This is a genomic window from Streptomyces sp. CB02400, assembly GCF_001905725.1.
Taxonomy (GTDB): Bacteria; Actinomycetota; Actinomycetes; order Streptomycetales; family Streptomycetaceae; genus Streptomyces; species Streptomyces atrovirens.
Map to the genome: position 1 here is coordinate 219446 of NZ_LIWB01000001.1, position 24584 is coordinate 244029.

Consider the following 24584-nt stretch of genomic DNA (forward strand, 5'->3'; position numbering starts at 1 on the left):
TCAGCTCTCCCTGTGCTTCAGGACCTCGGCCAGGCTCGGCGCCTCCCGGTCCCGCCGGGACACCGAGGTGACCGGCAGCGGCCAGGGGATGGCGAGCTCCGGGTCGTCGAAGGCGATCGTCACGTCCTCGGCCGGGTCGTGCGGGCGGTCGATCCGGTACGAGGTGTCGGCGGTCTCGGTCAGCGCCTGGAAGCCGTGCGCGCACCCCGCCGGGACGTACAGGGTCGTCTGCGTCTCGCCGGACAGCTCGAAGGAGGCCCGGCCCAGGTAGGTCGGCGAGTCCGGCCGCAGGTCCACGACGACGTCGAAGATCCTCCCGTACGAGCACCGCACCAGCTTGGCCTCGCCGGCGCCGGAGCGCAGGTGCAGGCCGCGCAGCACGCCCCGGACCGAGCGGGACAGGCTGTCCTGGACGAAGGCGTCCGGGTCGAGGCCCACCGAGCGGACCACGTCGGCGTCGAAGGTGCGGCAGAAGAAGCCGCGCTCGTCGGCGTACGGCGTCGGCTCGAACAGGTACGCCCCGGTGATCTCCGGGACTTCGGTCGCCTTCATGGAGCCTCTCTCAGGGTGTGGGCGTGGTCGGTCGCGGGGAACAGGGCCGCGGTCAGGGCGGCGAACTGCCGCTCGACGCGCCGGGTGGCGTCCAGGTTCCGCTCGGTGAGGGTCCGCCGCAGCTCCGCCGACCGCCGTTCCAGCTCGCGGAACTGTGCGAGCAGCCGGTCGGCGTCGGTCTCGCGGGCCGGGTGGCAGTACGCGCCGAGGCCCATCCGGGCCATGAGCGTGTCGCTCTTCGTCGAGTAGCTGAGCGCGAGGGTCGGCGTGCCGGTCTTCAGCGCGCAGACCAGGTTGTGGTAGCGGGTCGCCACCACGGTGTCGGCGGCCGACATCTCCTTCATCAGGTCGGTCAGCGAGGCCGTCTCGGCGACGGTGACCAGCGGCGAGTCCACCGCGTCGAGGATCGCGTCGGCCACCGGCCGGTCGAGCTCGTCACCGGTGAGCAGCCGGACCGGTCTGCCGTCCTCGACCAGCGCGCGGACGAAACGGGTCGTCCCGTCGAGGTAGCGCCGGTGGATCTCCTCGGCCCGGTCGCGCTCGTCGTTGCTCCCGTGGAAGTCCATGACGCCGACGCAGACCAGGCCCGGCGGACCCGAGGGCGTGCTCGCCGGCGGTGCCGGCAGGGCGAACACGAGGTCCTCGTAGACCTCGTCGCGCGCGGTGTCCACGCCCATCGCCCGCATCGCGTCGCGGGACATGGCGTCCCGGTACGACCGGTACGCGGCCAGCCGCGTCGACCAGCGGGTCAGGGTCCGGGTCGGCCGGTTGCCGATCGTGCCGGCGCCGACGCTGACCAGCGCGACCCGGGTGCCGACCAGTCGGCCGGCCGCGCAGAGCAGGAACAGCGAGTACGGGAAGCCCCACGGCCGCAGCGGCAGCGTGGTCTCCAGGACGCCCGTGCCCGGCACGATCACCACGTCGTGCCGGCGCGCCCAGGCGGCGGTGCGGACGACGTCGACGAGTTTGCCCAGCCCCTTGGCCGCGACCGCGCCCGCACGGGACGCGGTCCGGTACTCCCCGCGGTACCAGTGCAGCCGCGTCGCGGGGATCCCGTACCGGGCCGTGACGACCTCGGGTCCGCCGCACAGCGCGTCCACGACCGCCTCCGGATGCTCGGCGCGGAGGTACCCGAGTACGGCCTCGAGCGACCCGTCGTTGCCGACGTTGCCGGAGCCGAGCAGGCCGAACACCCCTACCCGCGGGGGCCTCACGCGCTCCTCCCCTCACGGCCGGCGACGAGGGCGTCGACGGAGACGGTGAGCCGGCCCGGGTCGACCGGGGCGCGGTCCTCGACCCGCTCGCCGGCGCCCGGCCGGGCCCGGCTGGTCATCCACGCGGCCAGGTGGCGGTAGCAGGCGCGCCGGTCGGCCGAGGACAACGGCGCCCGCCCGATCGCGGAGACGAAACCCCAGACGTACTCGGCGAGCAGCCGGGGCGTCGGGTGCAGCGGGCCCGCCCGGCGCGGGTCCAGGTTGACGCACCGGGAGCGCTTCGAGGGGTTCGCCCGCTCGGCGCGGGTGGGGTGGTCGCGGCGGAAGTACAGCAGCTCCGGCACCTGGTGGAACGGCCCGTGCAGGGTGATCTCGGCGACGAACGTGCGGTCCGCGTGGTGGTAGCTGTCGTGCGGCTTCACCCGGCGCAGCATGTCCGCCCGCATCACTCCGTAGAAGTCGTCGCCACCGGGCTCGAACAGCAGGCTGCGGAAGCGCTCCGGCGCGTGCGGCGAGTCGGTGGCGAGCGAGTACTCGTAGGGGACCTTCACCCGGCCGTCGCCGTCGATGACCGCCTGGCCGCTGTGCGCGAGGACGACGTCCGGCCGTTCGTCCAGCGCCTCGACGCAGGCCCGCAGCAGGTCACGGGCGTACAGGTCGTCGTGCGACGCCCACTTGAACAGTTCGCCGCGGCACTCGGTGAACACGTAGTTGTGGTTCGGCGCGGCGCCGATGTTCCGGGGCAGCCGGATGTACCGGATGCGGGAGTCCCGCGCGGCGTACTTCCGGCAGATGTCCTGGGTCCCGTCGGTCGAGGCGTTGTCGGAGACGACCAGCTCGAAGTCCTCGTAGGTCTGGCCGAGCAGGGCGTCGAACGCCTCGGCGAGGTACTCCTCGCCGTTGTACACGGGCAGGCCGATGCTCAGCCGGGGATGGGGGGTCACGGTGTCCTCACTTCGCGGATGCTTCGGGGATGGGGAGGTGGTGGTGCTCGCGCAGGGCGGACCGGAGCTGGAGCCACCACACGGCCGAGCCGCAGGCGGCCGCGGCGGCGACGCCCCAGGCCGAGCCGATCGTGCCGGCCACGACCGCCCCGCCGACCCCGCCGATGACGTAGCAGGCGGAGGCGAACATCTGGCAGCGCAGGCTGCGCCGGGCCGCGGCGAGCGCGCGGAGCCCGGCCGCCGCGCCGGTGCCGAGGCCGGCGCCCGCGACGCCGAGCGTGACCGGCACGATGAGCTCCGAGGCGGCGGGCCAGACGTCGCCGAGGACGAGCTCGCCGAGCCGGTCCGGCACCAGCAGCAGCGCCGCGCCCCACAGCAGCGCGCCGACGGCCTGCCCGCCGCCGAGGAGGAGGCAGAACGCACCGAGCCGCCGCGGGGCCTGCCGCAGCACCCGCGCCGCCTCGGCGACGGTGACCAGCGACAGTCCCATCAGCACGGCGAGGAACGGGCCGAGCAGCAGCTCGGCGCCCCGGATCACCCCCACCGCGCCGACCCCGACGATCGCGCCGAGCCCGTACGCCCGCAACTGGCTCGAGCCGCTGACGCCGACGTTCTCGACCAGGTACCGGTGGCCGAGGTCACGGTGGTCGCGGTGCCACTCGCGCGCCCCGGCCGGCCGGGGCCGGATGCCGGACTGGAAGCAGCCGTACGCCGCGGCGACCGCGGCGGACCCGCCCCAGGCGAGCAGGAAAGCGGTCACGGTGCCCACCTGGGCCGCCACCACCATGGCCGGGACGAGTGCGACGCCCCACACGACGTCGTTGACGAACGCCTTCCGGCCGGTGCCGGCGGCGAAGAACGCGTACCGCCAGGCGTCCTGCAGCAGCAGCCCCGGCAGCACGAGGCCGAGACCGGCGAACGCGGCCCCCACCTGGCCGCCGATGCCCAGCCCGGCGACCAGGCACGCCGTGCCGATACCGGCACCGACCCAGAGCGCGGTACCCGACGACCGGGCCACCGCCTGGCGCCAGGACGCTTCCGGCACGCCGCTGAAGCGCACCACGAGCGGGTCGGTGGCCAGCCCGCGGGAGACGTTGAGCACCACGCCGTAGGTCACCCAGGCCAGGCTGAACACACCGAACGCGGTCAGCCCCAGCGAGCGCGCCACGTAGATGCCCACCGCGAAGTTGGACAGGCTGGAGGCCGCCTGGTCGGCCAGTCCCCAGGACAGCCGCCCGGCGACGGCCCGCCGGGCGGACCGGGCCGCGGTCGTCGTCTCCTTCTCGGTGGACATCGGCGTCACGCCTTGAGCAGTCCGGCGCCGTGCAGGGCGTCGGCCGCGGCGGCGACGGTGTCGAACGGCAGCCCGGAGCGCTCGGCGACGTCCAGCAGACTGTGCTCGCCGTCGGAGAGGTTGAGCACCCAGAGCATGGCCATCTGGGCCTGCTTGGCGTCGCTGCGACCGCCGAGCGACTCGTACAACCCCCGCCGCCCGAGCTGTGGTTCGCCGTAGGGACTGAGGTTGAGGTACCGCCGGTTGCGGTCCAGGACGCCGAACGCCTCGCGGCAGACGGCGAGCGTGTCCGCCATCGCCTCCGGGGAGACGAAGTCCAGGTTGTCCGCCGAGGTGTGATACTCGGGGTAACCGGCGTACGGGGTCCGGGTGAGAGAGCCCACGCCGAGGTCGAACCCGGGCGAGCAGAACTGCCGCTCGTCGTAGCCGTACGGCGTGAACTCGACTACGCGGTGCGGCCGTTCGGAGGCGGCCAGGACGTGCCGCAGCACCCGGTCGATCTCCGCGTCGCCGCGCCTGCTCCGCTTGTACGTCAACTGCCCCGGATCACCGGCGCAGGCCAGCACCAGCCCGTGCTTGACCCGTTCCACCCGTTCCGCGTTGAGGGCCAGCCAGGTGATCGCCCCGATGGTGCCGGGCGCGAACAGGAACCGGTAGGTGTAGTACGGCCTTCGCTCCGCCAGCGTCCGGGCCAGGAACGTCGCCACCGCGATGCCGGCCAGGTTGTCGTTGGCCAGCGACGGGTGGCAGACGTGACAGGAGACGATCACCTCGTCGGCGACCTGGCCGGGGACCACGTGCTCGGCGTAGGTGAGGTGGCCGTCGGCGAGCGTGGAGTCGATCCGCACCTCGTACTCGCCGTCCGGCAGCGCGTCCAGGGTCTCCTGGGCCAGGCAGAACCCCCACTCCGGCCGGTAGTAGCTGGTGCGGTACGGCACCCAGGACGGGTGGTCCGGCAGGGTGTGCAGGTGCTCGCGCAGCTCGGCCAGCGGCATGGTCGCCGACACCGGCACGCTGTAACCGAGCACGTGCAGACTGGACGCACGGAAGTCGACGACCCGGCGGCCGGCGGCGTCGGCGACGTACGCGTCCCGGATGTTCCACTCCTGCGGCACCGTCCAGTCGAGCACCTGCGTCCCGGTCGGCACCTCGTGCACGTGCAGCGGGATGTACTCGCCGACGATCTCCAGGGTGGCGCGCACACCGTCGCCGGTGATGCTCCGGCAGAGCGGGTACAGCCGCTCCACCAGCTCGTACATCTCCTCGCCGAACGCGGTCACCGGCGCCACCGCAGGGTGTCGTCGACGGTGCCGGCGTCGGACGCCGCGCGCAGCACGGCGAGGCGGGTGAAGCGCCGCTCGAAGTCCTCCCGGGTCAGCCCGTGTTTCCGGTAGGCGTCGGCGAGTTCGAGCGCGCCCCGCTTCACCGTCCACTCGCAGTCGAAGCCGGGTATCGCGGCGCGGAACCGGGAGAAGTCCACCCGGTACGACCGGGGATCGGCACCGGTCTCCCCGGTGATCACCACCTTCGAGCCGGGTACCGCCTCGGCGACCTGCCCGGCGATCTCGGCGACCGTGACGTTGTTGACCTCGCTGCCGATGTTGAACGCCCGGTCGTGCACCGCTTCCCGCGGCGCGGTCAGCGCCGCCGTGAAGGCCCGCGCGATGTCGGCGGCGTGCACCAGCGGGCGCCAGGGGGTGCCGTCGGAGAGGACAAGGACCTCGCCGGACAAAAGGGCGTGACCCACCAGGTTGTTCAGCACGATGTCGGCGCGCAGCCGGGGCGAGTACCCGAAGGCGGTGGCGTTGCGCATGTACACCGGGCTGAAGTCGCCGTCACAGAGCGCGTGCAGGTCGTCCTCCACCCGCACCTTGGACTCCGCGTACGGCGTCACCGGGCGCAGCGGGGCGTCCTCGGTCACCAGCTCGCCGCCGCCGGCGGCGCCGTAGACCGAGCAGGTCGACGCGTACAGGAAACGCTGCACCCCGGCGTCGCGGGCCAGCCGGGCGAGCCGTACGGAGGCGTGGTGGTTGATGTCGTAGGTGAGCTCCGGCGCCAGCGATCCCAGCGGGTCGTTGGACAGGGCGGCCAGGTGGATCACGGCGTCCACCCCGGCCAGGTGGTCGGCCGTGACGTCGCGCAGGTCCACCCGCCGGCCCGGCGGGTCGGCGGGCGCCGGGCCCAGCAGGCAGTCGGCGAACAGGCCGGCGTCGAGGCCGGTGACCTCGTGTCCGGCGGCCGTGAGGACCGGGGCCATCACGGTGCCCAGGTAGCCCTGGTGTCCGGTGAGCAGTACGCGCAAGGTTCAATCCCCCAGGTCGAGAGTGAGTTTGGTGACGGCGAACGCCTCGGCGTAGCGCGCGTGGCATTCGATGCCGCGGATCCGGGCGAGGCCGAGGAAGGCCTCCCGGTCGTACCAGGGCCGGTGCCGCTGCGAGGGGTAGTGCTCCTGCAGCAGCCGCACCTTCTGCTCGGCGGTCTCCGGTGACAGCGGCTGGTACGCCGCCATACGGCCGAGGTCGCCGTCCCACTTGACGATCTCGTAGCCGAGCACGAGGTGGTCGCGGAACGCGGTGGTCATCAGTCGCGCCAGGCCGCGGTGGTCCTGGTGCGCGTCATCGGTACGCGGGGCGAGGACCAGCTCCGGCTCGGACCGCGTCCGCAGTTCCTCGACCGCGGCCTTGGCCTCCTCCCAGTGCGCCGGCATCCGGCCGTCCGGCAGCTTGAGCACGGTCAGCCGCAGGTCGGCGTCCGGGCAGAAGGCGGCGAGCGCGGCCCGTTCCTCCTGCTCCCGCTCGCCGCCACCGCCGGAGAGCACCAGCGCGTCGACGCGGAGACCCGGCCGCGCCAGGCACATCGTGAGCAGGGTGCCGCCGGCGCCGATGGCGATGTCGTCGCAGTGCGCGCCCACCGCGACGACCCGGTCCAGACGCCCGGCACCGAGCCGGATCACGCGCCCACCCCCGCGCCGTCCCGCTCCCACACGGCCCACGGGCGGTCGCCCCGGGCGTAGGCGGCGTCGAGCGCGGCCCGCTCCTTGACGGTGTCGGTCGGCTTCCAGAAGCCGCGGTGCCGGTGCGCCACCAGCCGCCCCTGCTTGGCCAGCCCCGCGCAACCGTCGGCGACCAGGTCCCCGTCCTCCGGGATGTGGTCGAAGACCTCCTGACGGAGCACGAAGTAGCCGCCGTTCTCCCACAGCGGCATGTCGCTCACCGCGGTGATGCCTCCCACCAGGCCGTCCTCGCCCAACTCCACGCAGTGGAACGAGGACTGCGGCGGCACCACCATCATCGACGCGCCGGCGTCGCGCCGGGCGAACCTCTCGATCATCTCCGGCAGCGGGGCGTCGGTGAGCACGTCGGCGTAGTTGGCGAGGAACATCTCGTCGCCGTCCAGGTGGTGCCGCACCCGGCGCAGCCGCTCCCCGATCGGTGACTCGATGCCGGTCTGCGCGAACGTGATCGTCCAGTCGGAGATGTCGGTGGACAGCAGCTCGGTCCGTCCGCCGCGCAGCACGAAGTCGTTGGACGTCGTCTCCTCGTAGTTGAGGAAGAAGTCCTTGATGTGGTGGGCCCCGTAGCCGAGGCACAGGATGAACTCGGTGTGTCCGAAGTGCGCGTAGTAGCGCATGACGTGCCAGATCAGCGGCCGGGGGCCGACCATCGCCATCGGCTTGGGCACGTCGTCCGCGGCGCCGCTGCGCATCCGCATCCCGTAACCGCCGCAGAACAGTACGACCTTCATGCTGTGACCTCTCGGGACGGGGCCTCGACGATGCTCAGTTCCGGTATGGGGAAGACCAGCCGGCCGCCCCACTCGTGCACGAAGGACAGTTGCTCGACCAGCTCGGCCCGCAGGTTCCACGGCAGGACGAGGACGTAGTCCGGCCGGTCGGCGGCGATCCGCTCGGGCGCCAGGACCGGGATGCGGGTGCCCGGGGTGAACCTGCCGTGCTTGTAGGGGTTGCGGTCGACCGTGTACGGGAGCAGGTCGGGCCGGATGCCGCAGTGGTTGAGCAGGGTGTTGCCCTTGCCCGGGGCGCCGTAGCCGACGACCGTCTCGCCGCGCTCGGCCGCCTCGATGAGGAACCGCAGCAGGTCCCGGCGCACCTTGGCCACCCGGGCGGAGAACTCGGCGTACCCGGTCGGCTCCTGGAGCCCGGCGGCCTTCTCCCGGTCCAGCACCTCGGCCACCCGCCCGCCCGGCTCGCCGGCCGCCTCGGCGGGACGGGCCCACAGCCGGACGGAACCGCCGTGCGTGGGCAGCAGCTCGACGTCCACCAGCGTGAGTCCGCCGCTCGCCAGCGCCCGGGCCGCGGACGCGACCGTGTAGTACTGGAAGTGCTCGTGGTAGATCGTGTCGTACTGGTTCTCCTCGATCAGCGTCAGCAGGTGCTGCACCTCGATGGAGACCCAGCCGTCGTCGGCGACCAGGGCGCGCAGACCCTGGGTGAACCCGACGACGTCGGGGATGTGCGCGTACACGTTGTTGGCCACGACCAGGTCCGCCGGGCCGTGCTCGGCGCGGACGGCCGAACCGGTGTCCGGGCTCAGGAACTCCGTGAGCGTGGGCACACCCGCCTCGCGCGCCGCGGCGCCGACGTTCACCGACGGCTCGATGCCCAGGCAGCGGATGCCCCGGTCCACCACGTGCCGCAGCAGGTACCCGTCGTTGCTCGCGACCTCGACCACGAAGGCGTCGGGGCCGAGTCCCACCCGTTCCACGGCGTCCGCGACGAACGTGCGCGCGTGCTCCACCCAGGAGGTGGAGTAGGAGGAGAAGTACGCGTACTCCTTGAACGTCTCCTCCGGCGTGATCAGCGGCGGGATCTGCGCCAGCCAGCAGTCGGTGCAGACCCGCAGGTGCAGCGGGTAGGCGGGCTCCGGCTGATCCAGTTGGTCCGCGGCGAGGAAGCTCTCACATGGTGGCGTCGCCCCGAGATCGACGACGCTCGCCATCGCTTCCGAGCCGCAGAGTCGGCATCGTGTCATCTGCTGTCCCCATCCCCCCTGCCCGCGCGGGTGTCCCCGCCGCGAGCCAGTGCCGACCGCCCCGCGATCGCGGCGCGGTATCCCTCCACCAGGCGCTCCAGGCCGACGGCCGGGCTGAAACCCTGCTCGTATCGGCGCCGGGCCGCCCGGCCCATCTCCCGGTTGCGGCCCTGGTCGGCCGCGATCCGGCGTATGCGGGACGCGAGCGAGGCGGCCTCGCCCGGCCGGTGCAGCAGCCCGGTCACCCCGTCCTCGACGAGTTCGGTGAAGGCGCCGTGACCGGCGGCGACGGTCGGCACTCCGGCCGCCATCGCCTCCACGACCACCAGGCCGAACGCCTCCAGCCACGTCGAGGGAGCCACCACGGCCACCGATCGTGCGATCGCCTGCCGGCATTCCTCGGTGTCGTACAGGCCGACGTACCGCACGTCGTCCCGGCCCGCCGCCCAGGCGGTCACCTCCGGCTCCAGCGGCCCCGTACCGGCGATCACGAGCGGCACGCCCACACCGCCGCCGGCGGCGATCTCGTCCCACGCGGTCATGAGCAGCCGTACGCCCTTGGCCTCGGCGAGCCGGCCGAGGTAGAGCAGATGCTCGCCGTCGCCCGAGCGGCGGGCGTCCGGGTCGGGCACGAAGTTGTGCTTCACCGCCAGCCGTTCGGCGGGCATGCCGGCCCCCACCAGGACGTCGCGCTGCGCCGCGGAGATGCAGAAGAACCGCTCCACGCCGGACCACCACCGCCGCCGGTTGACCGACAGGCTGACCGCGAGCGGCACCGTCGCCGGCCGGGAGTTCCGGTAGCAGCCGTGCCGGACGGCGGGCAGCGGCGTCGACCCGACGCACTCGGTGCACGGCCGGCCGTCCCGCTGGAGCGTGCCGGGCGGGCAGACCTGGGTGTAGTTGTGCAGCGTGGCGACGGCCGGCACACCCGCGTCGGCGCAGGCGGCCAGCACCGCCGGCGACAGCAGCGGGAAGACGTTGTGGACGTGCACCACGTCCGGCCGTTCGGCGCGCAGCCGGGCGGCGAGCTCCGTGCGGACCGCCGGGTTCCACGGCACGAGCAGCGGCAGGGCGGCCTTGCGCGGCAGGGACATGGCGGCGATGTCGTCGCTGCGCCGCTCGAACACCTCGACCCGGTGGCCGGCCCCGCGCAGCAGCGCCACCTCCTGGTCGACGACCTTGTTCTCCCCGCTCGGCTGCGCCGAGGCGTAACGGTTGTGCACCACGAGGACGTGCATGCTCAGCTCACCTCCGATCTCTGGGCCCAGCGCGGAACGCGTCGTCGGGGGACGTCGGGCGCCGGGAGGGGCGTGGCCGGGGCGGGTGCCGCGAGGAGCGAGGCGGCCACGGCCAGATGCAGCAGGTACGGCGAGGCGTCACCCAGCCCGGCCTCGGTGTACGACGCGATCGCGCAGTAGCTGATCAGGAAGATCGCGCAGGCCCTCGACAGCGACGGCGGCCGCAGCAACGCGACACCGCCCAGCACGACGACGAACGCCGCCACCAGGACGACACCGGTCATGCCCTGCTCGTGGTAGACGGCCAGCCAGCTGTTGTCGATCGGCAGCCCGCCGAACGACTTGTCGCCCAGGCCCGCGCCGAGCAGGTACTCCGAGGTCGTCCGGTCCGCCGCCAGCAGGGCGTCCCAGACCTTGGCCCGGCCGGTGAGGCTGGTGAAGTTCTCCTGGCTCTGCCCGCGCAGGAACCACGCCTGCACCGCGGAGCCGAGCACCACCGCGGCGACGGCGGCGCACAGCACCGTCCAGGTGAAGAACCGGCGGGCGGCGGCGCTGGTCAGGACGAGCGAGCCGATCGCCAGCGCCAGCCCGACGAGCAGGCCGACCGTGGCCGTCCGGGTATGGGTCAGCGCGAGCAGGACGAGTGACGGCACGATGACCACCGCCGCGCTGCCCCGGTCGGTCCGGCGGCCCAGCAGGAGCAGCACGGTGAGCCCGATGATCACCGCGGCGTACTGTCCGATCTGCGGCGGGGTGAGCGGCCACAACGCGCCGACCAGCCGCCCGCCGTAGAGGTCGGGCAGGGCGGCGCCCGGTGAGATCGCCAGGCCGGCGGCGACCGACCCGAGGACGACGAAGTACATCCGGATGTGGTGCCGTACGAACGTCGTGCCGCCGTCCCACCAGCGGCTGAGCAGCCACAGCGTGGCGACGAAGAGAGCCAGCCGGGCGCAGCGGAACAGCGCGCCGAACCCGGACTCCGGGTCCGCGCTGGAGATCACGCTCGGCACCAGCAGCAGGGTGAGCAGGAACAGGTAGGCGCTCGGCCGGACGCGCAGCCGGAGATTGACCGCGAGCGCCAGCGTGAACGCGACGGCCAGCGCGCCCATGGTGACCATCTGGATGAGGGAACGGGGCAGTGGGACGATGGTCTTCGCCCCGGCGGAGCCGAGCGTGTTGAGGACCAGCAGCCCCCAGGCCGTCCCGACGAGCTTCGGCGTGCGGTCCGTGCCCATCTCAACCACCGCCCTGCGCGCGGAAGGTGCTGCCCGCGTCCTGCCGGTACGGATGCCCCTGCCACTGCACGGCGTCGAGCACCCTGCTCGGGTCGTGGGCGGTGAACCTCCACGGTCCGACGTAGGTGTTGTCGTGCCAGCGGTTGTGCTGCTCGCGGGTGATCGCCTCGGACACCCGCTCGCCCTGGTACGGCGACCAGTCCGGGTAGGTGCCGTAGTTGGCCAGCACCGCCATCCGGTCGCACATCACCGTGCAGTCGACGACGGACTTGTCCAGCACGAAGCGGTTGTCGTGGATGTCCACCCGCTGGGTCCTCCAGCGGCAGTCGGCGTAGAGCGGTGCGGTGGCGATCGCCGGCTGCGCGCAGCGGTCCTTGTCCTTCACCAGCAGCGTGCAGTCACCGGACGAGGTGTTGGCGGGGCTGTTGCAGAACCGGTCGGCGTTCTCCCACAGGGTGATCCCGGACCAGTTGTCCTCCAGCACGTTCCGGTGGATCTCGATCCTGTCGGTGCGGGCCCGGACCCGTGGTTCGCCGCCGGACTCGGAGATGTAGACGGTCGCGAACGGGAAGGTGTCGCCGCGGTCGGCGTACCTGCGGCCCTCGACCCAGTTGTTCCGCCGGATCGTGTTGTCCCGGACGACCGCGTTGTAGCTGGTCTCGTAGATCAGCGCGGCACCGTCGTTCTCCTCCAGCACGTTGCCCTCGATGCGGAAGTCGTTGTTGTTGGTGTCCGCCCACAATCCGGTCCCGCGGTTGTCGTGCACCCAGTTGCCGCGTACGTCGGCGCCGTCGACGGCCCAGAACTTGACGCCTCCGGTGCAGCCGCAGCCCGGCCGCCGCCGCTCCCAGTCACCGGTGTTGTTGCCCGTGATCTCGTTGCCCTCGACCACCAGGTCGTGGAGGTTGCCGTCGGCCTTGTAGGCGTTCATGCCGTACTGGCCGTTGTCGCGCAGGCAGTTGGCGCGCACCTGCTGGCGGGCGCCGGCCATCAGCCCGGCGCCGGAGTTGTTCCGGATCGTCGAGTGCTCGATCACCCACCCGTCGGCCGAGTCGTGGTTGACCACGCCCTCGTCGTGCGGCGCGACGAACCCCTGCACGGTCAGGTGGCGGAGGATGACGTCGCGGGCGGTGCCGCCGAACGCGTACTGGTTGGTCCTGCGGCCGTCGAGCACCGCGCCCGGCGCGCCGAGGTAGGTGTTCCCCTCCTTGGGGACGACCTGGGCGTAGCGGTCCGGGTCGAGCCGGTGCTTGCCCGGCCGGAGCCAGAACGTGGTGCCCGGGGGACTGCTCTTGGTCTTCGCGGCCAGGTCACCGGCGACCGCGGGGTCGACCGTCACCGCGCCCGCCGGCGCCTTCGCCGGCCCGGCGGCGGGCTTGTCGCACACCCGGGCCACGGACGCGGACGGCGTGGCGGTCGGCTTCGGCCGCGCGTCCGGCGTGCCGCTGTCACAGCCGGTCGCCGCCGCCAGCAGGACCAGCGTCAGCGGTGCCGCCGGTAACGCCCGGTGCCGCCACTTCATCCCCACGGATCAGGCCCCCTGACCGCGGAACCCGAGGACGGTGGTGAACTTCTCCGTGCCGTCGGCGGAGCCGGTGCCGGTGCCGACCAGCGTGGTGGTGGGTTCCTTGCGCCCGAAGCCGGCGGAGTACCAGCCCAGCGGCGGCTCCGTCTCGCCGTGGTGCGCCCGCCAGGACAGCTGCCCGGGCAGGTCGAGCACCGCGGAGCGGTCCTCGCCGTCCCGGGTCCAGGTGAGCACGGCCCGGTTCCCCACCAGGTCCGCGGTGATCTCCGGGCCGAGGTGGAACGCCAGGCGCACGGACCGGTGCGGGCCGCGCACCTCGTCGACCACCCTCAACTCCTGCGTAGCGGACGTCAGTTCCACCCGACGGCGGTGCACGGAACGCTGGTAGCCGTCGTGCTCGGCACACCAGCGGGCCACACCTTCATCGGACGTGTCCACGGCCAGGACGCGGCTGCGGGCGTGCCGGGTCCACAGGAACGGGCCACCGGAGACGGACTGGTCACCGCCGTCCAGTTGCAGGGTGTTGTGGCCGAGGGTCGACCGGAAGTACCGCCGCCACTCTGGCTGCCCGTGGTAGCAGTACGTCCCCGGGTCGGCGAGCACGTCGACCCCGTCGTGCCGGACCTCCACGGACAGCGCGTCCGCGTGGGCGTGCGCGGCGATGGACAGGAAGCCGTGCGGGCCGCCGTCACAGCGGCACCAGATCTCCTCCGGACCGCGCAGGATCGTCATACCCGCGTCGGCGAAGTGGGCCGGCCTGCTCGCCGGGCGTGCGGTTCCCTTTTCCGCGTACGGCCGGACGAGCGCGGCCAGCAGCGGGGTGCGCACGTCGGTGCCGGTCACCTTCGGCCACCAGTCGAGCCGGCCGAACACGGCGTCCCCGGTGGCCAGCAGCGAGCCCCAGCGGTCGGTGCCCGTGCCGTCCACGACCAGACCGTGTCCGTCGTCCGCGTCCCCCTGGCGCGGCGGCCGCAACCGGTTGTCCACGACGGCCGCGAGCGCGTCGGTCATCCGCAGCAGCACCAGCCGGACCGTCGCGGGCACCGGCACACCGGCGGCGTCCGCCTCCGCCACCGCGGCCAGGCCGAGTTCCAGCACGAGCCCGTGGTACTCGGTGGCCAGCTCACGGTTGAGGCCGGAGAGGAACGTGTTGCCGCGCAGGTGCCGGTCCAGCGACCGCAGCGCGTCGGCCCGCCAGCGCGCCGAGGTGGGGAACCACCCGAACGCGCAGGCCGCGGCGAACTGCCCGGCGGTCTCGGCGATGACGTGGTTGTTCGCCGAGGACCCCCGGCTGGGGAAGGCGGCCAGCCAGCGCTGGTGGTGCCAGATCTGGTTCACCGCCACCGGGTTGCCCTCGAACAGGGCGGACGCGCCCGGCCAGCCGTCGAGCAGCCGGCGGACCCACACCCAGGACAGCAGCCGGATCCCCAGTTCGATGCCGCTGACCCAGTGCACCCCGCGCAGCGGCGGGTTGGCCGCCCACCACGACCGCAGGTGCTCGGCCACCCGCTCGGCGTACCGCTCGTCCCCGGTGAGCGCGTAGGCGGCGGCGAGCCGGGTGAGGTACTGGTGCCGGGACGGCTCCCAGATCTGCTTGATGTCCCCGACCGCGTCCTCGTCGCGGTACGGCACGTCGAAGGCGTAACCCGACGGAGCCCGGCGTCCGGTCTTCGGGTCGTACCACCAGTCCGGGTCGATCAGGTCGTCGCGGTCCACCCCGAAGTACTCGGCGTGCCCGGCCATCAGCCGGTCCGCCTCGGCGACGAGGCGTTTCGCGGCGTCCGGCGGCACCGCGGCGATCGTCCCCGCGGGCAGGACCGCGGTGAACCGGGCGCCGGTCACACTCGGGCAGTCCGGCGGCGCCGACCGCCACCGCCGTCTGCGCACCGTGTCGCCCACCCGGCCGCCGATCTCCCGCGGCCCCATCCGGGACAGCCGCCGCAGGTACCAGCCCGCGCTCATGGTCATCGCGCCCCCGCCAGCGTCACCGGCGCGCCCCCGGCCAGACCGGCCTGTACGGCGAGGGTGGCCGCCGTGGTGGCGACCAGCGACTGAAGCGGCACCGGCATCGGACCGCCGGTCCGCACGGCCTTGACGAACGCGGCCAGTTCGGCGTTCTGGCCCTTGTCCCGGGCCTTGGGCAGCCGCGAACTGACCCACCGCTTACGGCCGTACACCGACGCCCGGACGAAGTCGTCGAGCCGCAGCACCTTGCCGTCCGCGATGAGGTCCAGCGTCTCCTTGGGGAACCCGGACGATCCGGTCGTGACGTAGCTGATCGTGGCGGTCGACCCGTCCGGGTAGCGCAGGACGACCTGAAGGTCCTCGTTGCCGGACGGGGCGACGGCGTACACCGAGACCGGGTCGGCCTCCAGCAGCCAGCTCGCCGTGTCGATGAAGTGCCCGCCCTCACCGGCGAACCGCGAACCCTCGGTGCCCTGCTGGAGGTACCAGCTACCGTGGTCGAGGCGGCCCGCGTTGACGAGGTAGCGCAGGCTCGCCGGACCGGTCCGGGCGCCGAACCGCTTCCTGGCCTCCTGGAGCAGCGGCGCGAACCGGCGGTTGAAGCCCACCTGCAACCGGTCGTTGCCGGACTCCTCCACCGCCGAGAGCACACCGGCCAGTTCGTCCTCGGTGAGCGCCAACGGCTTCTCCACGAACACCGCCTTGCCGGCCAGCAGCGCCTTCCGGGTCAGTTCGGCGTGCGAGCTGTGCCGGGTGACCACGAACACCGCGTCGACAGACTCGTCACCGAGCACGGCGTCGAGATCGGTGGTCGCCCCGGCGAAGCCGAACTTGCGCTGCGCGTTGGCCCCGGACAGCGCCGTCGTGGTGACGACCGTCGACAGCTCGACGCCGTCGCGCTGCGCCAGGTGCGGCAGCAGCATCGACGACGCGTAGTTGCCCGCGCCGACGAACGCGAGGCGCACCGGCGTCCTCGCGGCCCTCACCGGACTCCGCTTCACGTTCACGGCGGGCACGGCCACCACCGGGGCCTCCGCTTCGACCTCCTGTCCGGGGTACCGGAACAGCACGGCCACGGCCTTCAGTTCGCCGTCCTTCAGGCTCCGGTACGTCTCGACGGCGTCGTCGAAGTCGGCGACGTGGGAGACCAGAGGCTCCACGTCGACGCTGCCGCGGGCGACGAGGTCGAGGAAGCACGCCAGGTTGCGGCGCTCGGTCCAGCGCACATAGCCGATCGGGTAGTCCCGCCCCTGAAGCTCGTACTCCGGGTCGTAGCGCCCGGGGCCGTACGAACGGGAGAACCGGACGTCGAGCTCCTTCTCGTAGTACGCGTTCCACGGCAGGTCCAGCCGGCACTTGCCGATGTCGACGACCCGGCCGCGGTCCCGGCAGAGCCGGGCGGCCAGCTCGACGGGCTGGTTGCTGCCGCCGCCGGCGGCCAGGTACACCTGGTCCACGCCGTGACCGTCGGTGAGTTCGGCGACGGCCGTCTCCACGGCCGCGGACGCGGGATCGCCGCAGGCCGCCGCGCCCAGCCGCTCGGCGAGCTCGCAGCGCGCCGGGTCGGGGTCGGCCCCGACGACCCGTACCCCCGAGGCGGCGAGGAGCTGCACCACCAGCTGCCCGATCAGCCCGAGACCGATGACCAGCGCCACCTCGCCGAGCCGCGACTCGCCCTGGCGGACGCCCTGCAGCGCGATCGACCCGACGGTGCCGAAGGCCGCGTGCCGCGGCGCGAGACCGTCCGGCACCCGGGCGTAGAGGTTCTTCGGCACCCAGTTCAGCTCGGCGTGCAGCGCGTGCTCGTTGCCGGCGCAGGCCACCAGGTCGCCGACCTTCACGTCGTCGATCCCGGCGCCGACCTGCTCGACCACCCCGCACAGCGAGTAGCCCAGCGGCGTGTAGGAGTCCAGCTTGCCCATCACCTTGCGGTAGGTGGCGGGCACCCCGTTGGCGGCCACGCTCTGCACGACCTTCGCCACCTGGTCCGGCCGGGAACGCGCCTTGCCCACCATCGACATGCCGGCCTCGGAGACCTTCATCAGCTCGGTCCCGGTGGAGATCAGCGAGTACGCGCTCCGCACCAGCACACCGCCCGGCTTGCAGCCCGGCACCGGCACGTCGAGCAGCGCCAGCTCGCCGCTCTTGTAGTTCTGCACAACCTGTTTCACCGGAAGTCCTCTTGTTCTCTACGCCGTCAAGGAAGGGGTCTGGCCGGCCTTGGAGGTCGCGCCGCGGTACCAGTACTCGAGGGTCAGCACATGCCACAGATGCTTGGAGAAGTCCCGCTGCCCGGCGGCGTCCTCGGCGACGAGCCGCTGAAGCGCGTCGCGGCGCAGGATCCCGGAACGGACGAGCTCGCCGTCGTCGACCACCTCGCGCACCAGCGGTGCCAGATCCCGGCTCATCCAGGCCCGCAGCGGGGCGCTGAACAGGCCCTTGGGCCGGTACACGATCTCCCGGGGCAGGACCGACGTGGCCGCCTCCTTGAGGACGGCCTTGCCCTGCCGCCGGACGATCTTGCGGTCGCCGGGGAAGGCGAACGCCGCCTTCACCACCTCGACGTCCACGTACGGCACCCGCACCTCGGTCGACGCGGCCATGCTGGAGCGGTCCGTGTACGCGAGGTTCAGGCCCGGCAGGAACATCCGCGCGTCACCCAGGCACATGCGGTTGACGAAGTCGTCGAGGTCGTTGTCCTGATAGGTGTCCGCGTGCTCGGTGAGCACGTCGTCGACCGCCGGGGCCAGGTCCGGATCGATCAGGGCGAGCAGCTCGTCCCGGTCGTACATGGTGTAGCTGCGCCGGAACGCGGTCTCCTCCGGCAGGTCGGCGAAGGAGAGGAACCGCTTCGCGAAGCGCACCGACCGGTACCCCCGGCGGGCCGTCGCGACCGGCAGCCGGTCCACCGCCGCGGACACCCCGCGCCGCAGAGGCCGCGGGACGCGCTGGTAGCGCAGCGCGATCAGGTTGGCCAGGTGCTTGCGGTACCCGGCGAACAGCTCGTCGGCGCCCATCCCCGACAGCATCACCTTGACCCCGGCCTCCCGGGCGGCCGAGCAGATCAGGAAGGTGTTGATGGCGGCGGGGTCGCCGATCGGCTCGTCCAGGTGGTACGTCATCCGCGGCAGCAGGTCGAGCACGTCCGGGGCGATCTCGATCTCGTGCAGGTCGACACCGAACCGCTCGGCCACCTGCCGGGCGTAGCGCAGGTCGTCCGGCATCGCCTCGAACCTGGCGTCCTCGGCGCGGAACCCGATCGTGTAGGCGGAGATCCCGGGCTGGTGGCGGGCGGCCAGCGCGGTCAGGTAGCTGGAGTCGAGACCGCCGGAGAGGAAGGTCGCCACGGGTACGTCGGAGAGCAGGTGCCGCCGGGTCGACTCCTCGACGACGGCGGCCAGGTCCGGCCGCTCGCCGGCCAGGGCCCGCTCCCGGCCCTCGGCGGCGACGTCCTTCAGGTTCCAGAACCGGCCGCGCTCCACCCGGCCGTCGGGCCGGCACCTCAGCCAGCTCCCCGGCGGCAGCTTCTCCGCCTCGCGGAACGCGCACCGTGAGTCCGGCACCCAGTAGTACAGCAGCGAGGCCACAAGGGCCGCGGGGTCCACCTCCAGCGACCCGCCGGTCACGGCGGCGAGCGCCTTGAGTTCGGAGGCGAACACCAGACCCGTGCCGCGCCGCAGCAGGAACAGCGGCTTGATGCCCAACTGGTCGCGGACAAGCACCAGTTCACCGGTCCGCTCGTCGAAGATCCCGAACGCGAACATGCCGCGCAGCCGGGGCAGGCAGTCCGTGCCCCAGCGCCGCCAGGCCTCGAGGACCACCTCGGTGTCGGAGGTGCCGCGGAAGCGCACCCCGGCGGCCGTCAGCTCCGTACGCAGCTCGGGCGCGTTGTAGAGCTCGCCGTTGTACGTCAGGACGAGGCCGTCCGAGACCATCGGCTGGGCGCCGGTCTCCGACAGGTCGACGATGGCCAGCCTGCGGTGCCCGAGGTGCACTTCACCGTCACCGACGGGATGGCTGTACCGGCCCGCCCCGTCCGGGCCGCGATGCGCGAGGACATCGGTGAGCCGGTCGGTCACGGCCTTCCCGTCCGGCCACCGGTACGTGCCTGCGATGCCACACATGTCCTACCGCGCCTCCTGGTCGCTGTCCGGGACCCGTGCCGCCGACATCGGCAGCCGCTCCGTCCCCCGCCGCTCCGTCCCGTTCTGCCGGGCCGGCCGCTCGCCGCGGTCGCGCGGCGTGGTGTGCGGCCCGTCCCACAGCGTGCCGTCGGTCCGGTCACGCGGATCGGGGTCGATCAGCACCACGCCGATCACCGTGATGCGCTGGTCCGCGAGCTGCCGTGCCACGGTGTGCAGCCATGCGGCGCTGCCGTGCCCGGCCCGCACGACGAGCACGGTCCGGGTGCCGAGGTACCGGAGGTCGGTCCACGCGGTGCCGGGTGCCACCGAGCCGACACCGACCCGGCGCCCATCGGGCGACACGGCCGCGGCGTCCGCGCCGCTGACCACGGTGGGGTCTCCCGGCTCCGGGCGGCGCTTGGCGAGCTGCGGGCCGGGCAGACCGTCGACGACGGCCACCGGACCGTCCGCCCCCAGTGCCCCGGCGAGGTCCAGGGCGATCGTGCTCGCACCGCGCGCACAGCCCAGTTCCAGCAGCGACACCGGTTCCGCGGAGCCCCGTACGGTACGGGCCAGGGAGACCGTGAGCCGTTCCCGTGCCGCCCGGATCCGCCGGCGCCGCCACGGCCCGGCCGGCCGGCGGGGCAGCTCCGCGATGACGGAGGCGCCCAGGTTCGCCGCGATCTCCCGGCGCAGCACGGGACGGTCCGCCACCACCGCGCCGACGGCGGCCAGCGCGAGGCCGAGCGCGAGCCCGAGGACGAGCCCGATCCCGGCGTTGGTGGCGGCGGCCCTGGGCAGGGAGTGGTCCACCGCGCGCGCGGCGTCCACGATCTGCGTGCCCGCGACGAGCCGGGGCGTGCCCAGGCGCGCCTCCTCGGCGCGCTGGTCGAAGTCGGTGATCCGCGAGGTGAGTTCGGCCCGGCGGGCGAAGAGCGACTCGAGGTTCGCCGACGCCTCCGGGTCGCTCTGCGACGGTCCCTCCCCGATCTCCTCGTTGACCCGCGCGAGTTCGTCCCGCATGTCGTCGCGCCGGCCGAGCAGGGCCTTGGACTCGGCGTTCGCGGCTTCCTTGATCCGCTTCACGTGGTCCGCGACGAACGCCTCGGCCAGCGCCTCGGCGCGGGCCACCGCTTCCGCGTCGCTGTCACCCGTCACCGTGATCCGCAGCAGGTTGTTGGTCAGGCCGGTGCCCTGGTAGTCCCGCATGAAGTCCTCCGGGCGTTCCTGGGAACCGAGGGACCGCAGGGCCTGGCCGGCGATCCGCGTGGTTCCCAGCAGTGCGGCATCGGTGCGGATCAGCGTTCCGGGGTCGTTCGGCTGGTCCGCCTCGTGCGCGACCAGCACCGTGGTCACCGCGGTCGGCGGCGCCGGCAGCAGGACCGCCACCGCCGCGCCGGCCAGCAGTCCCAGCAGCGCCAGGGAACACCACAGGCGGCGGCGCCTGCGCACCGCGACCACCAGTGCTTGCAGGTCCAGCAGCGGAGCGGCCGACGACTCCGAACCCGTACGCGTCGTCATCCTGGACCTCCCGTCGCGTCGTTGCCGACCGCGAGCGCCGGCGCGGCGGCGTCCCGAGGACGGCCGGCGGACCGTGTCGTACGGGCCCGGACCGGGCCGGCGACGACGATGCCGACGATCTCGTGCCCCGCGTCCGCACACGCCTCGGCGATGCCGGTGAGCTCCCCCGCGGTCCAGTTGCCCGCGCTGAGCACGACCAGGGCACCGGACTCGTCGCCGCGGTCCGGCACCATCGGCCGGGACACCGAAACCTCTGTCACCCGCAGCAGCGGATCGCCCTCGGCCTCGGTGACGAGCCGCCCGGCGGCCCGGTGGGCGACCTCGTCGCCGTCCGGGACGACGACCAGCAACCGCCGCCCGGAGCGCGCCAACCTCTCCCGCAGGCGGGCGCACACCCGCCGGTAGCGGATCCGCCGGCCGGCCTCGTCGCCGGACGTCTGCGGGGCCGGTACGTCCCACCGGACGTCGACACCGAGGAACCGGCGGATCCGGGCCCGCAGGTCACGGTTTTCCGGCGGGTGCGCGGGCCGTTCGACGGGTACGTCGACGGTACCGAGCGGCACCGCGCCGAGCGCCGCGACGATCTCCGGTTCGGTGCGCAGCCGACGGCTCATCCGCGCGGCGGCGAGATGGCCGACGACCGCGAGCAGGAAGAACAGCAGCGCCCCGCCGACGATGAGCTGTACCCGTGTCGGCGGTGCCTCACCGTCCGGCCGGACCGCCGGCCCCATGACGACCATGTTGGCCTCGCCGGCGGCCGGGTCGGCCTGCTCCAGCTCGTTGACGGCCTCCTGCAGCGCGGTACGCAGCTTCGCGAGCTCGGTGCGGGTCTGCACGCTCTCCACGGTCCGTCCGGGATCGACCGCGTCGGCCAGCTCGGTGATGCGGCGGCTGGTCCGCACCACCAGCTTCCGCAGCTCCTCGGGCCGTGCCGCCGCGTCGGAGCCGGTGTCGTCGCCCGTGATCCGCGCGGCGAAGGCGACGAACTCCTGGGCCACCTGGTCGGAGAGCCGCTGCGCGCGCTCCGGGGTGTCGGCCGTGCCCGAGATCTTGATGATGTTCCCGTCGGCGGCCGCGGCGCTCACCCGCTCCCGCAGCTCGTCGCCGTCGACCCCGGCCCAGTCGAGCGTGGCGGCCGCCCGGTCGGCCACCACCGAACTGGTCGCGATCTCCGTCTGGGTCAGCAGCTCGCGCTCCTCCCACGCCCCCGGCAGCAGGACCGATGCCGACGTCGTGTAGCGCGGCGGGAACAGCACGGAGGTGCCGTAGCCGACGAGCGCGCCCAGCGCGGCGAGGACGGCGAGGAGCCGCCACCGCCGATGGATCATCCGCCCGACCGTGGCCAGGCGTATCGTGTCATCGTTCAACGACGCGGCCTCTTCCCTGCCCGGCCCCGGGCGCCCGCCGGCACCGGAGCCCGGTCGCGGCAGGCGGCGGTGTAGGCGGCGAGCAGCGACGCCTGCGAGTTCCGCCAGGAGAGCTCCCCGCCGATCCGCTCCTGGCCGGTCTTGCCCATCCGGGCCCGCAGTTCCGGATCGTCCAGCAGCAGCGCGATGGACTTCGCGAACTCGGACTCGTCGTTCGCGGGCGCGTAGACGGCGGCGTCACCGGCGGAGACCCGCGCCTCCTTCAGGTCGAACGAGACGATCGGCCGGCCCATCGCCATGTACTCCAGGACCTTGTTCATGGTCGACACGTCGTTGAGCGGATTGCGCGGGTCGGGGGAGAGGCACACGTCCGCGGTGGACAGGTAGCGCACCAGGTCGGCGTCCGGGATGCGCCCGGTGAACTGTACCTGTTCGTCGAGCCCGAGCGTCCGGGACAACTCCACCATCGCGTCGAAGGCGTCACCGGAGCCGACGAACACCGCGTGCCAGTCGGTCCGTCCGACCTCGTCGCGCAGCTTCGCGAGGGCCCGCAAGGCGTAGTCGACGCCGTCCTGCGGGCCCATGACGCCGAGGTAGCACAGCAGATGGGGCTTGCCGCGCTTCAACTCCGGCTCGGGCGGCACCGGTCGGAACCGGTCGGTCTGGGGCGCGCTGCGCACCACGAAGACGTCCGACGGCCGCCGGCCGCCACGGCGCACCGCGACGTCCCGGTAGCTCTCGTTCGTGGCGAGCACGATGTCCGCGGCCCGGTAGGTCATCCGTTCCAGCGCGCACACGCCGCGGTAGAGCAGGTCCTTGCCGCGGCCGAACCGGGAGAGGTACAGCTCGGGCACCAGGTCGTGCTGGTCGAAGACGAACCGCGCGCCGCGCCGCTTCAGCCACAGGGCCGGCAGGAACAGCAGGTCGGGCGGGTTGCAGGCGTGGACCACGTGGACCGGGCCGACCTTCCGGGCCAGCCGGACCGTGTGCCACAGCGCCGATCCGTACTCCCGCAGGTAGCCGGCCGGCCCTCCGGTGGCCGCGCGCAACGGGTAGCGGTGGATCCGCACCCCGTCGATCACCGCCTCGGGTTCCGTGTCCCGTTTGCTTCCCTGGGGGCAGATGACGTGCACCGTCCAGCCCGCGTCGCGCAGTGTCGTGCACTCCTGCCACACCCGCCGGTCGAACGGCACCGACAGGTTCTCCACCAGGATCAGCGCACGCCGGCCGTGCCGGTCGCCACCGGCCGTGTCGTCGAACGACGTGTCACCAAGCAAGGCCCATGTACCCCGGTTCGGCCCGGCGCGCCTCGGCGTCGGGAAGGCGGACGAGATCGACGATCACCGGACCGTCGCCGTGGGGCAGCTTCGACAGCACGGCCGGGTCCCTGGTCCCGACCAGGCACACCTCGGCGTGTTCGAGCACCTCGTCGACGGAGTCCGCGAGCAGTTGCGCGAGGTGCGGCAGCCGGGTCTCGACGTACTCGCGGTTCGCGCCGAGCAGCCGGGACAGGCTCACGTTGGCGTCGTGGATCTTCAGGTCGTACCCCTTGCCGAAGAGCCGCTCCGCCAGCTCGACGAGCGGGCTCTCGCGGAGGTCGTCGGTGCCGGGTTTGAAGGACAGCCCGAACATGCCCACCCGGCGCTTGCCGGTGCGCTCCACCAGCCCCACCGCGCGCTGCAAGTGGTCGGCGTTGGAGGGCAGTACGTGGGAGAGGATGGGCACCGAGACGTCGGCCCGCTGCGCCGCGTGGACCAGGCTGCGCAGGTCCTTGGGCAGGCAGGAGCCGCCGAAGGCGAAGCCGGGCCGCAGATAGGCGGGGCTGATGTTCAGCTTGCGGTCGGCCAGGAACACGTCCATCACCTGGTGCGAGTCCACTCCGAGCGCCTGGCACACCGCGCCCAGCTCGTTCGCGAAGCCGATCTTGAGGCCGTGGAACGCGTTGTCCGCGTACTTGATCGCCTCGGCCGTCGGGACCGGCACCCGGAACACCTCGCCGGGCAGGCCCTCGTACAGCGCCAGGACCGCGTCGCCGCTCGCCGGGTCGAGCTCGCCGATGACGGTCTTGGGCGGGTCGAAGAAGTCCCGCACGCTCGTGCCCTCGCGCAGGAACTCCGGGTTGACCGCGACCCCGACGTCCACCCCGGCCGTGCCGCCGACGTACTTCTCCAGGATCGGCACCAGCAGGTTCAGGCAGGTGCCCGGGAGCATGGTGCTGCGGAACACGACGGTGTGCCGCCCGCCCCGCTCGGCCAGCGCGGCGCCGATCTGCTCGGTGACCCGCTCCAAGTACGTGGTGCACAGGCTGCCGTTGGGCTCCGACGGCGTGCCCACGCAGATCAGCGATATCTCGCTGTCCATGATCGCCTCGCGGACGTCGCCGGTGGCGCGTAACGCCCCGGACTCCACGACCTCGGCGACGAGCTCGCCGATCCGCTCCTCGACCACCGGGGCCTTGCCGTCGTTGACCAGGTCGACCTTCACCTGGTTGACGTCCACCCCGATGACCTCGTGGCCCATGCTGGCCAGGCACGCGGCCGACACGCAGCCCACGTAGCCGAGCCCGAAAACGCTGACTCTCACGTTCCGTTCCTCCCCCCGGGCAGGCCCTCGC

19 protein-coding genes are annotated in these 24584 nt (G+C 72.9%); all 19 read right to left on the minus strand.

What is annotated here, in order from left to right; all coding sequences use genetic code 11:
• Genes rfbC through AMK33_RS00995 form a run of 19 tightly spaced genes read right to left on the minus strand, consistent with a single transcriptional unit; the run spans nt 1 to nt 24553 of the window.
• Complete coding sequence (gene rfbC / locus AMK33_RS00905) at nt 1–552, minus strand: dTDP-4-dehydrorhamnose 3,5-epimerase (RefSeq protein ID WP_073930726.1); 552 nt, start codon at nt 550–552, stop codon at nt 1–3.
• Complete coding sequence (locus AMK33_RS00910) at nt 549–1766, minus strand: polysaccharide pyruvyl transferase family protein (RefSeq protein ID WP_073930727.1); 1218 nt, start codon at nt 1764–1766, stop codon at nt 549–551. Before AMK33_RS00910 ends, rfbC begins: the two co-directional genes overlap by 4 nt.
• Nucleotides 1763–2710: a glycosyltransferase family 2 protein gene (locus AMK33_RS00915; RefSeq protein ID WP_073930728.1), complete on the minus strand. Its 948-nt coding sequence runs from the start codon at nt 2708–2710 to the stop codon at nt 1763–1765. Before AMK33_RS00915 ends, AMK33_RS00910 begins: the two co-directional genes overlap by 4 nt.
• Before the next feature lie 7 nt (nt 2711–2717).
• Nucleotides 2718–4004: a hypothetical protein gene (locus AMK33_RS00920; protein WP_073931464.1), complete on the minus strand. Its 1287-nt coding sequence runs from the start codon at nt 4002–4004 to the stop codon at nt 2718–2720.
• A 5-nt stretch (nt 4005–4009) separates the two neighbouring features.
• Nucleotides 4010–5293 (minus strand): DUF4910 domain-containing protein, encoded by a 1284-nt coding sequence (locus AMK33_RS00925; protein WP_073930729.1) that lies wholly within the window; start codon nt 5291–5293, stop codon nt 4010–4012.
• Complete coding sequence (locus tag AMK33_RS00930) at nt 5281–6306, minus strand: NAD-dependent epimerase/dehydratase family protein (RefSeq protein WP_073930730.1); 1026 nt, start codon at nt 6304–6306, stop codon at nt 5281–5283. The genes AMK33_RS00925 and AMK33_RS00930 overlap by 13 nt, the downstream gene beginning before the upstream one ends.
• A gap of 3 nt (nt 6307–6309) precedes the next feature.
• Nucleotides 6310–6957 (minus strand): PIG-L deacetylase family protein, encoded by a 648-nt coding sequence (locus AMK33_RS00935; protein WP_073930731.1) that lies wholly within the window; start codon nt 6955–6957, stop codon nt 6310–6312.
• The gene (locus tag AMK33_RS00940) at nt 6954–7748 is read right to left on the minus strand and encodes a glucose-1-phosphate cytidylyltransferase (RefSeq protein ID WP_073930732.1); all 795 of its coding nucleotides are present in this window, start codon (nt 7746–7748) and stop codon (nt 6954–6956) included. The genes AMK33_RS00935 and AMK33_RS00940 overlap by 4 nt, the downstream gene beginning before the upstream one ends.
• Complete coding sequence (locus AMK33_RS00945) at nt 7745–8995, minus strand: class I SAM-dependent methyltransferase (RefSeq protein ID WP_073930733.1); 1251 nt, start codon at nt 8993–8995, stop codon at nt 7745–7747. The genes AMK33_RS00940 and AMK33_RS00945 overlap by 4 nt, the downstream gene beginning before the upstream one ends.
• The gene (locus AMK33_RS00950) at nt 8992–10233 is read right to left on the minus strand and encodes a glycosyltransferase (RefSeq protein ID WP_073930734.1); all 1242 of its coding nucleotides are present in this window, start codon (nt 10231–10233) and stop codon (nt 8992–8994) included. Before AMK33_RS00950 ends, AMK33_RS00945 begins: the two co-directional genes overlap by 4 nt.
• A 2-nt stretch (nt 10234–10235) precedes the next feature.
• Complete coding sequence (locus AMK33_RS00955) at nt 10236–11468, minus strand: hypothetical protein (protein ID WP_073930735.1); 1233 nt, start codon at nt 11466–11468, stop codon at nt 10236–10238.
• A gap of 1 nt (nt 11469) precedes the next feature.
• Complete coding sequence (locus AMK33_RS00960) at nt 11470–12996, minus strand: right-handed parallel beta-helix repeat-containing protein (protein ID WP_073930736.1); 1527 nt, start codon at nt 12994–12996, stop codon at nt 11470–11472.
• A 3-nt stretch (nt 12997–12999) separates the two neighbouring features.
• On the minus strand, nt 13000–14961 hold the full coding sequence (locus tag AMK33_RS00965; protein WP_073930737.1) for a heparinase II/III family protein: 1962 nt from the start codon (nt 14959–14961) through the stop codon (nt 13000–13002).
• Nucleotides 14958–17129, minus strand: coding sequence for a bi-domain-containing oxidoreductase (locus AMK33_RS00970; RefSeq protein ID WP_073930738.1), 2172 nt, complete (start codon nt 17127–17129; stop codon nt 14958–14960). Before AMK33_RS00970 ends, AMK33_RS00965 begins: the two co-directional genes overlap by 4 nt.
• A gap of 18 nt (nt 17130–17147) precedes the next feature.
• Nucleotides 17148–19082, minus strand: a complete 1935-nt coding sequence (gene asnB / locus AMK33_RS00975) for an asparagine synthase (glutamine-hydrolyzing) (RefSeq protein ID WP_073930739.1) — start codon at nt 19080–19082, stop codon at nt 17148–17150.
• Nucleotides 19083–19085: 3 nt separating this feature from the next.
• On the minus strand, nt 19086–20603 hold the full coding sequence (locus AMK33_RS00980; protein ID WP_073930740.1) for a Wzz/FepE/Etk N-terminal domain-containing protein: 1518 nt from the start codon (nt 20601–20603) through the stop codon (nt 19086–19088).
• Nucleotides 20600–21970, minus strand: a complete 1371-nt coding sequence (locus AMK33_RS00985; protein WP_073930741.1) for a polysaccharide biosynthesis protein — start codon at nt 21968–21970, stop codon at nt 20600–20602. The genes AMK33_RS00980 and AMK33_RS00985 overlap by 4 nt, the downstream gene beginning before the upstream one ends.
• Nucleotides 21967–23247 (minus strand): glycosyltransferase family 4 protein, encoded by a 1281-nt coding sequence (locus tag AMK33_RS00990; RefSeq protein ID WP_073930742.1) that lies wholly within the window; start codon nt 23245–23247, stop codon nt 21967–21969. The genes AMK33_RS00985 and AMK33_RS00990 overlap by 4 nt, the downstream gene beginning before the upstream one ends.
• Entirely contained in the window at nt 23237–24553 is a 1317-nt protein-coding gene (locus AMK33_RS00995; protein ID WP_073930743.1) for a nucleotide sugar dehydrogenase, read from the minus strand. Before AMK33_RS00995 ends, AMK33_RS00990 begins: the two co-directional genes overlap by 11 nt.
• Nucleotides 24554–24584 lie beyond the last annotated feature (31 nt).

What these genes read in the sequence shown, in the direction of transcription:
- rfbC (WP_073930726.1), bottom strand. Translation starts at nt 552, where the DNA reads ATGAAGGCGACCGAAGTCCCGGAGATCACCGGGGCGTACCTGTTCGAG.
- AMK33_RS00920 (WP_073931464.1), bottom strand. Translation starts at nt 4,004, where the DNA reads ATGTCCACCGAGAAGGAGACGACGACCGCGGCCCGGTCCGCCCGGCGG.
- AMK33_RS00940 (WP_073930732.1), bottom strand. Translation starts at nt 7,748, where the DNA reads ATGAAGGTCGTACTGTTCTGCGGCGGTTACGGGATGCGGATGCGCAGC.
- AMK33_RS00945 (WP_073930733.1), bottom strand. Translation starts at nt 8,995, where the DNA reads ATGACACGATGCCGACTCTGCGGCTCGGAAGCGATGGCGAGCGTCGTC.
- AMK33_RS00950 (WP_073930734.1), bottom strand. Translation starts at nt 10,233, where the DNA reads ATGCACGTCCTCGTGGTGCACAACCGTTACGCCTCGGCGCAGCCGAGC.
- AMK33_RS00955 (WP_073930735.1), bottom strand. Translation starts at nt 11,468, where the DNA reads ATGGGCACGGACCGCACGCCGAAGCTCGTCGGGACGGCCTGGGGGCTG.
- AMK33_RS00965 (WP_073930737.1), bottom strand. Translation starts at nt 14,961, where the DNA reads ATGACCATGAGCGCGGGCTGGTACCTGCGGCGGCTGTCCCGGATGGGG.
- asnB (WP_073930739.1), bottom strand. Translation starts at nt 19,082, where the DNA reads ATGTGTGGCATCGCAGGCACGTACCGGTGGCCGGACGGGAAGGCCGTG.
- AMK33_RS00980 (WP_073930740.1), bottom strand. Translation starts at nt 20,603, where the DNA reads ATGACGACGCGTACGGGTTCGGAGTCGTCGGCCGCTCCGCTGCTGGAC.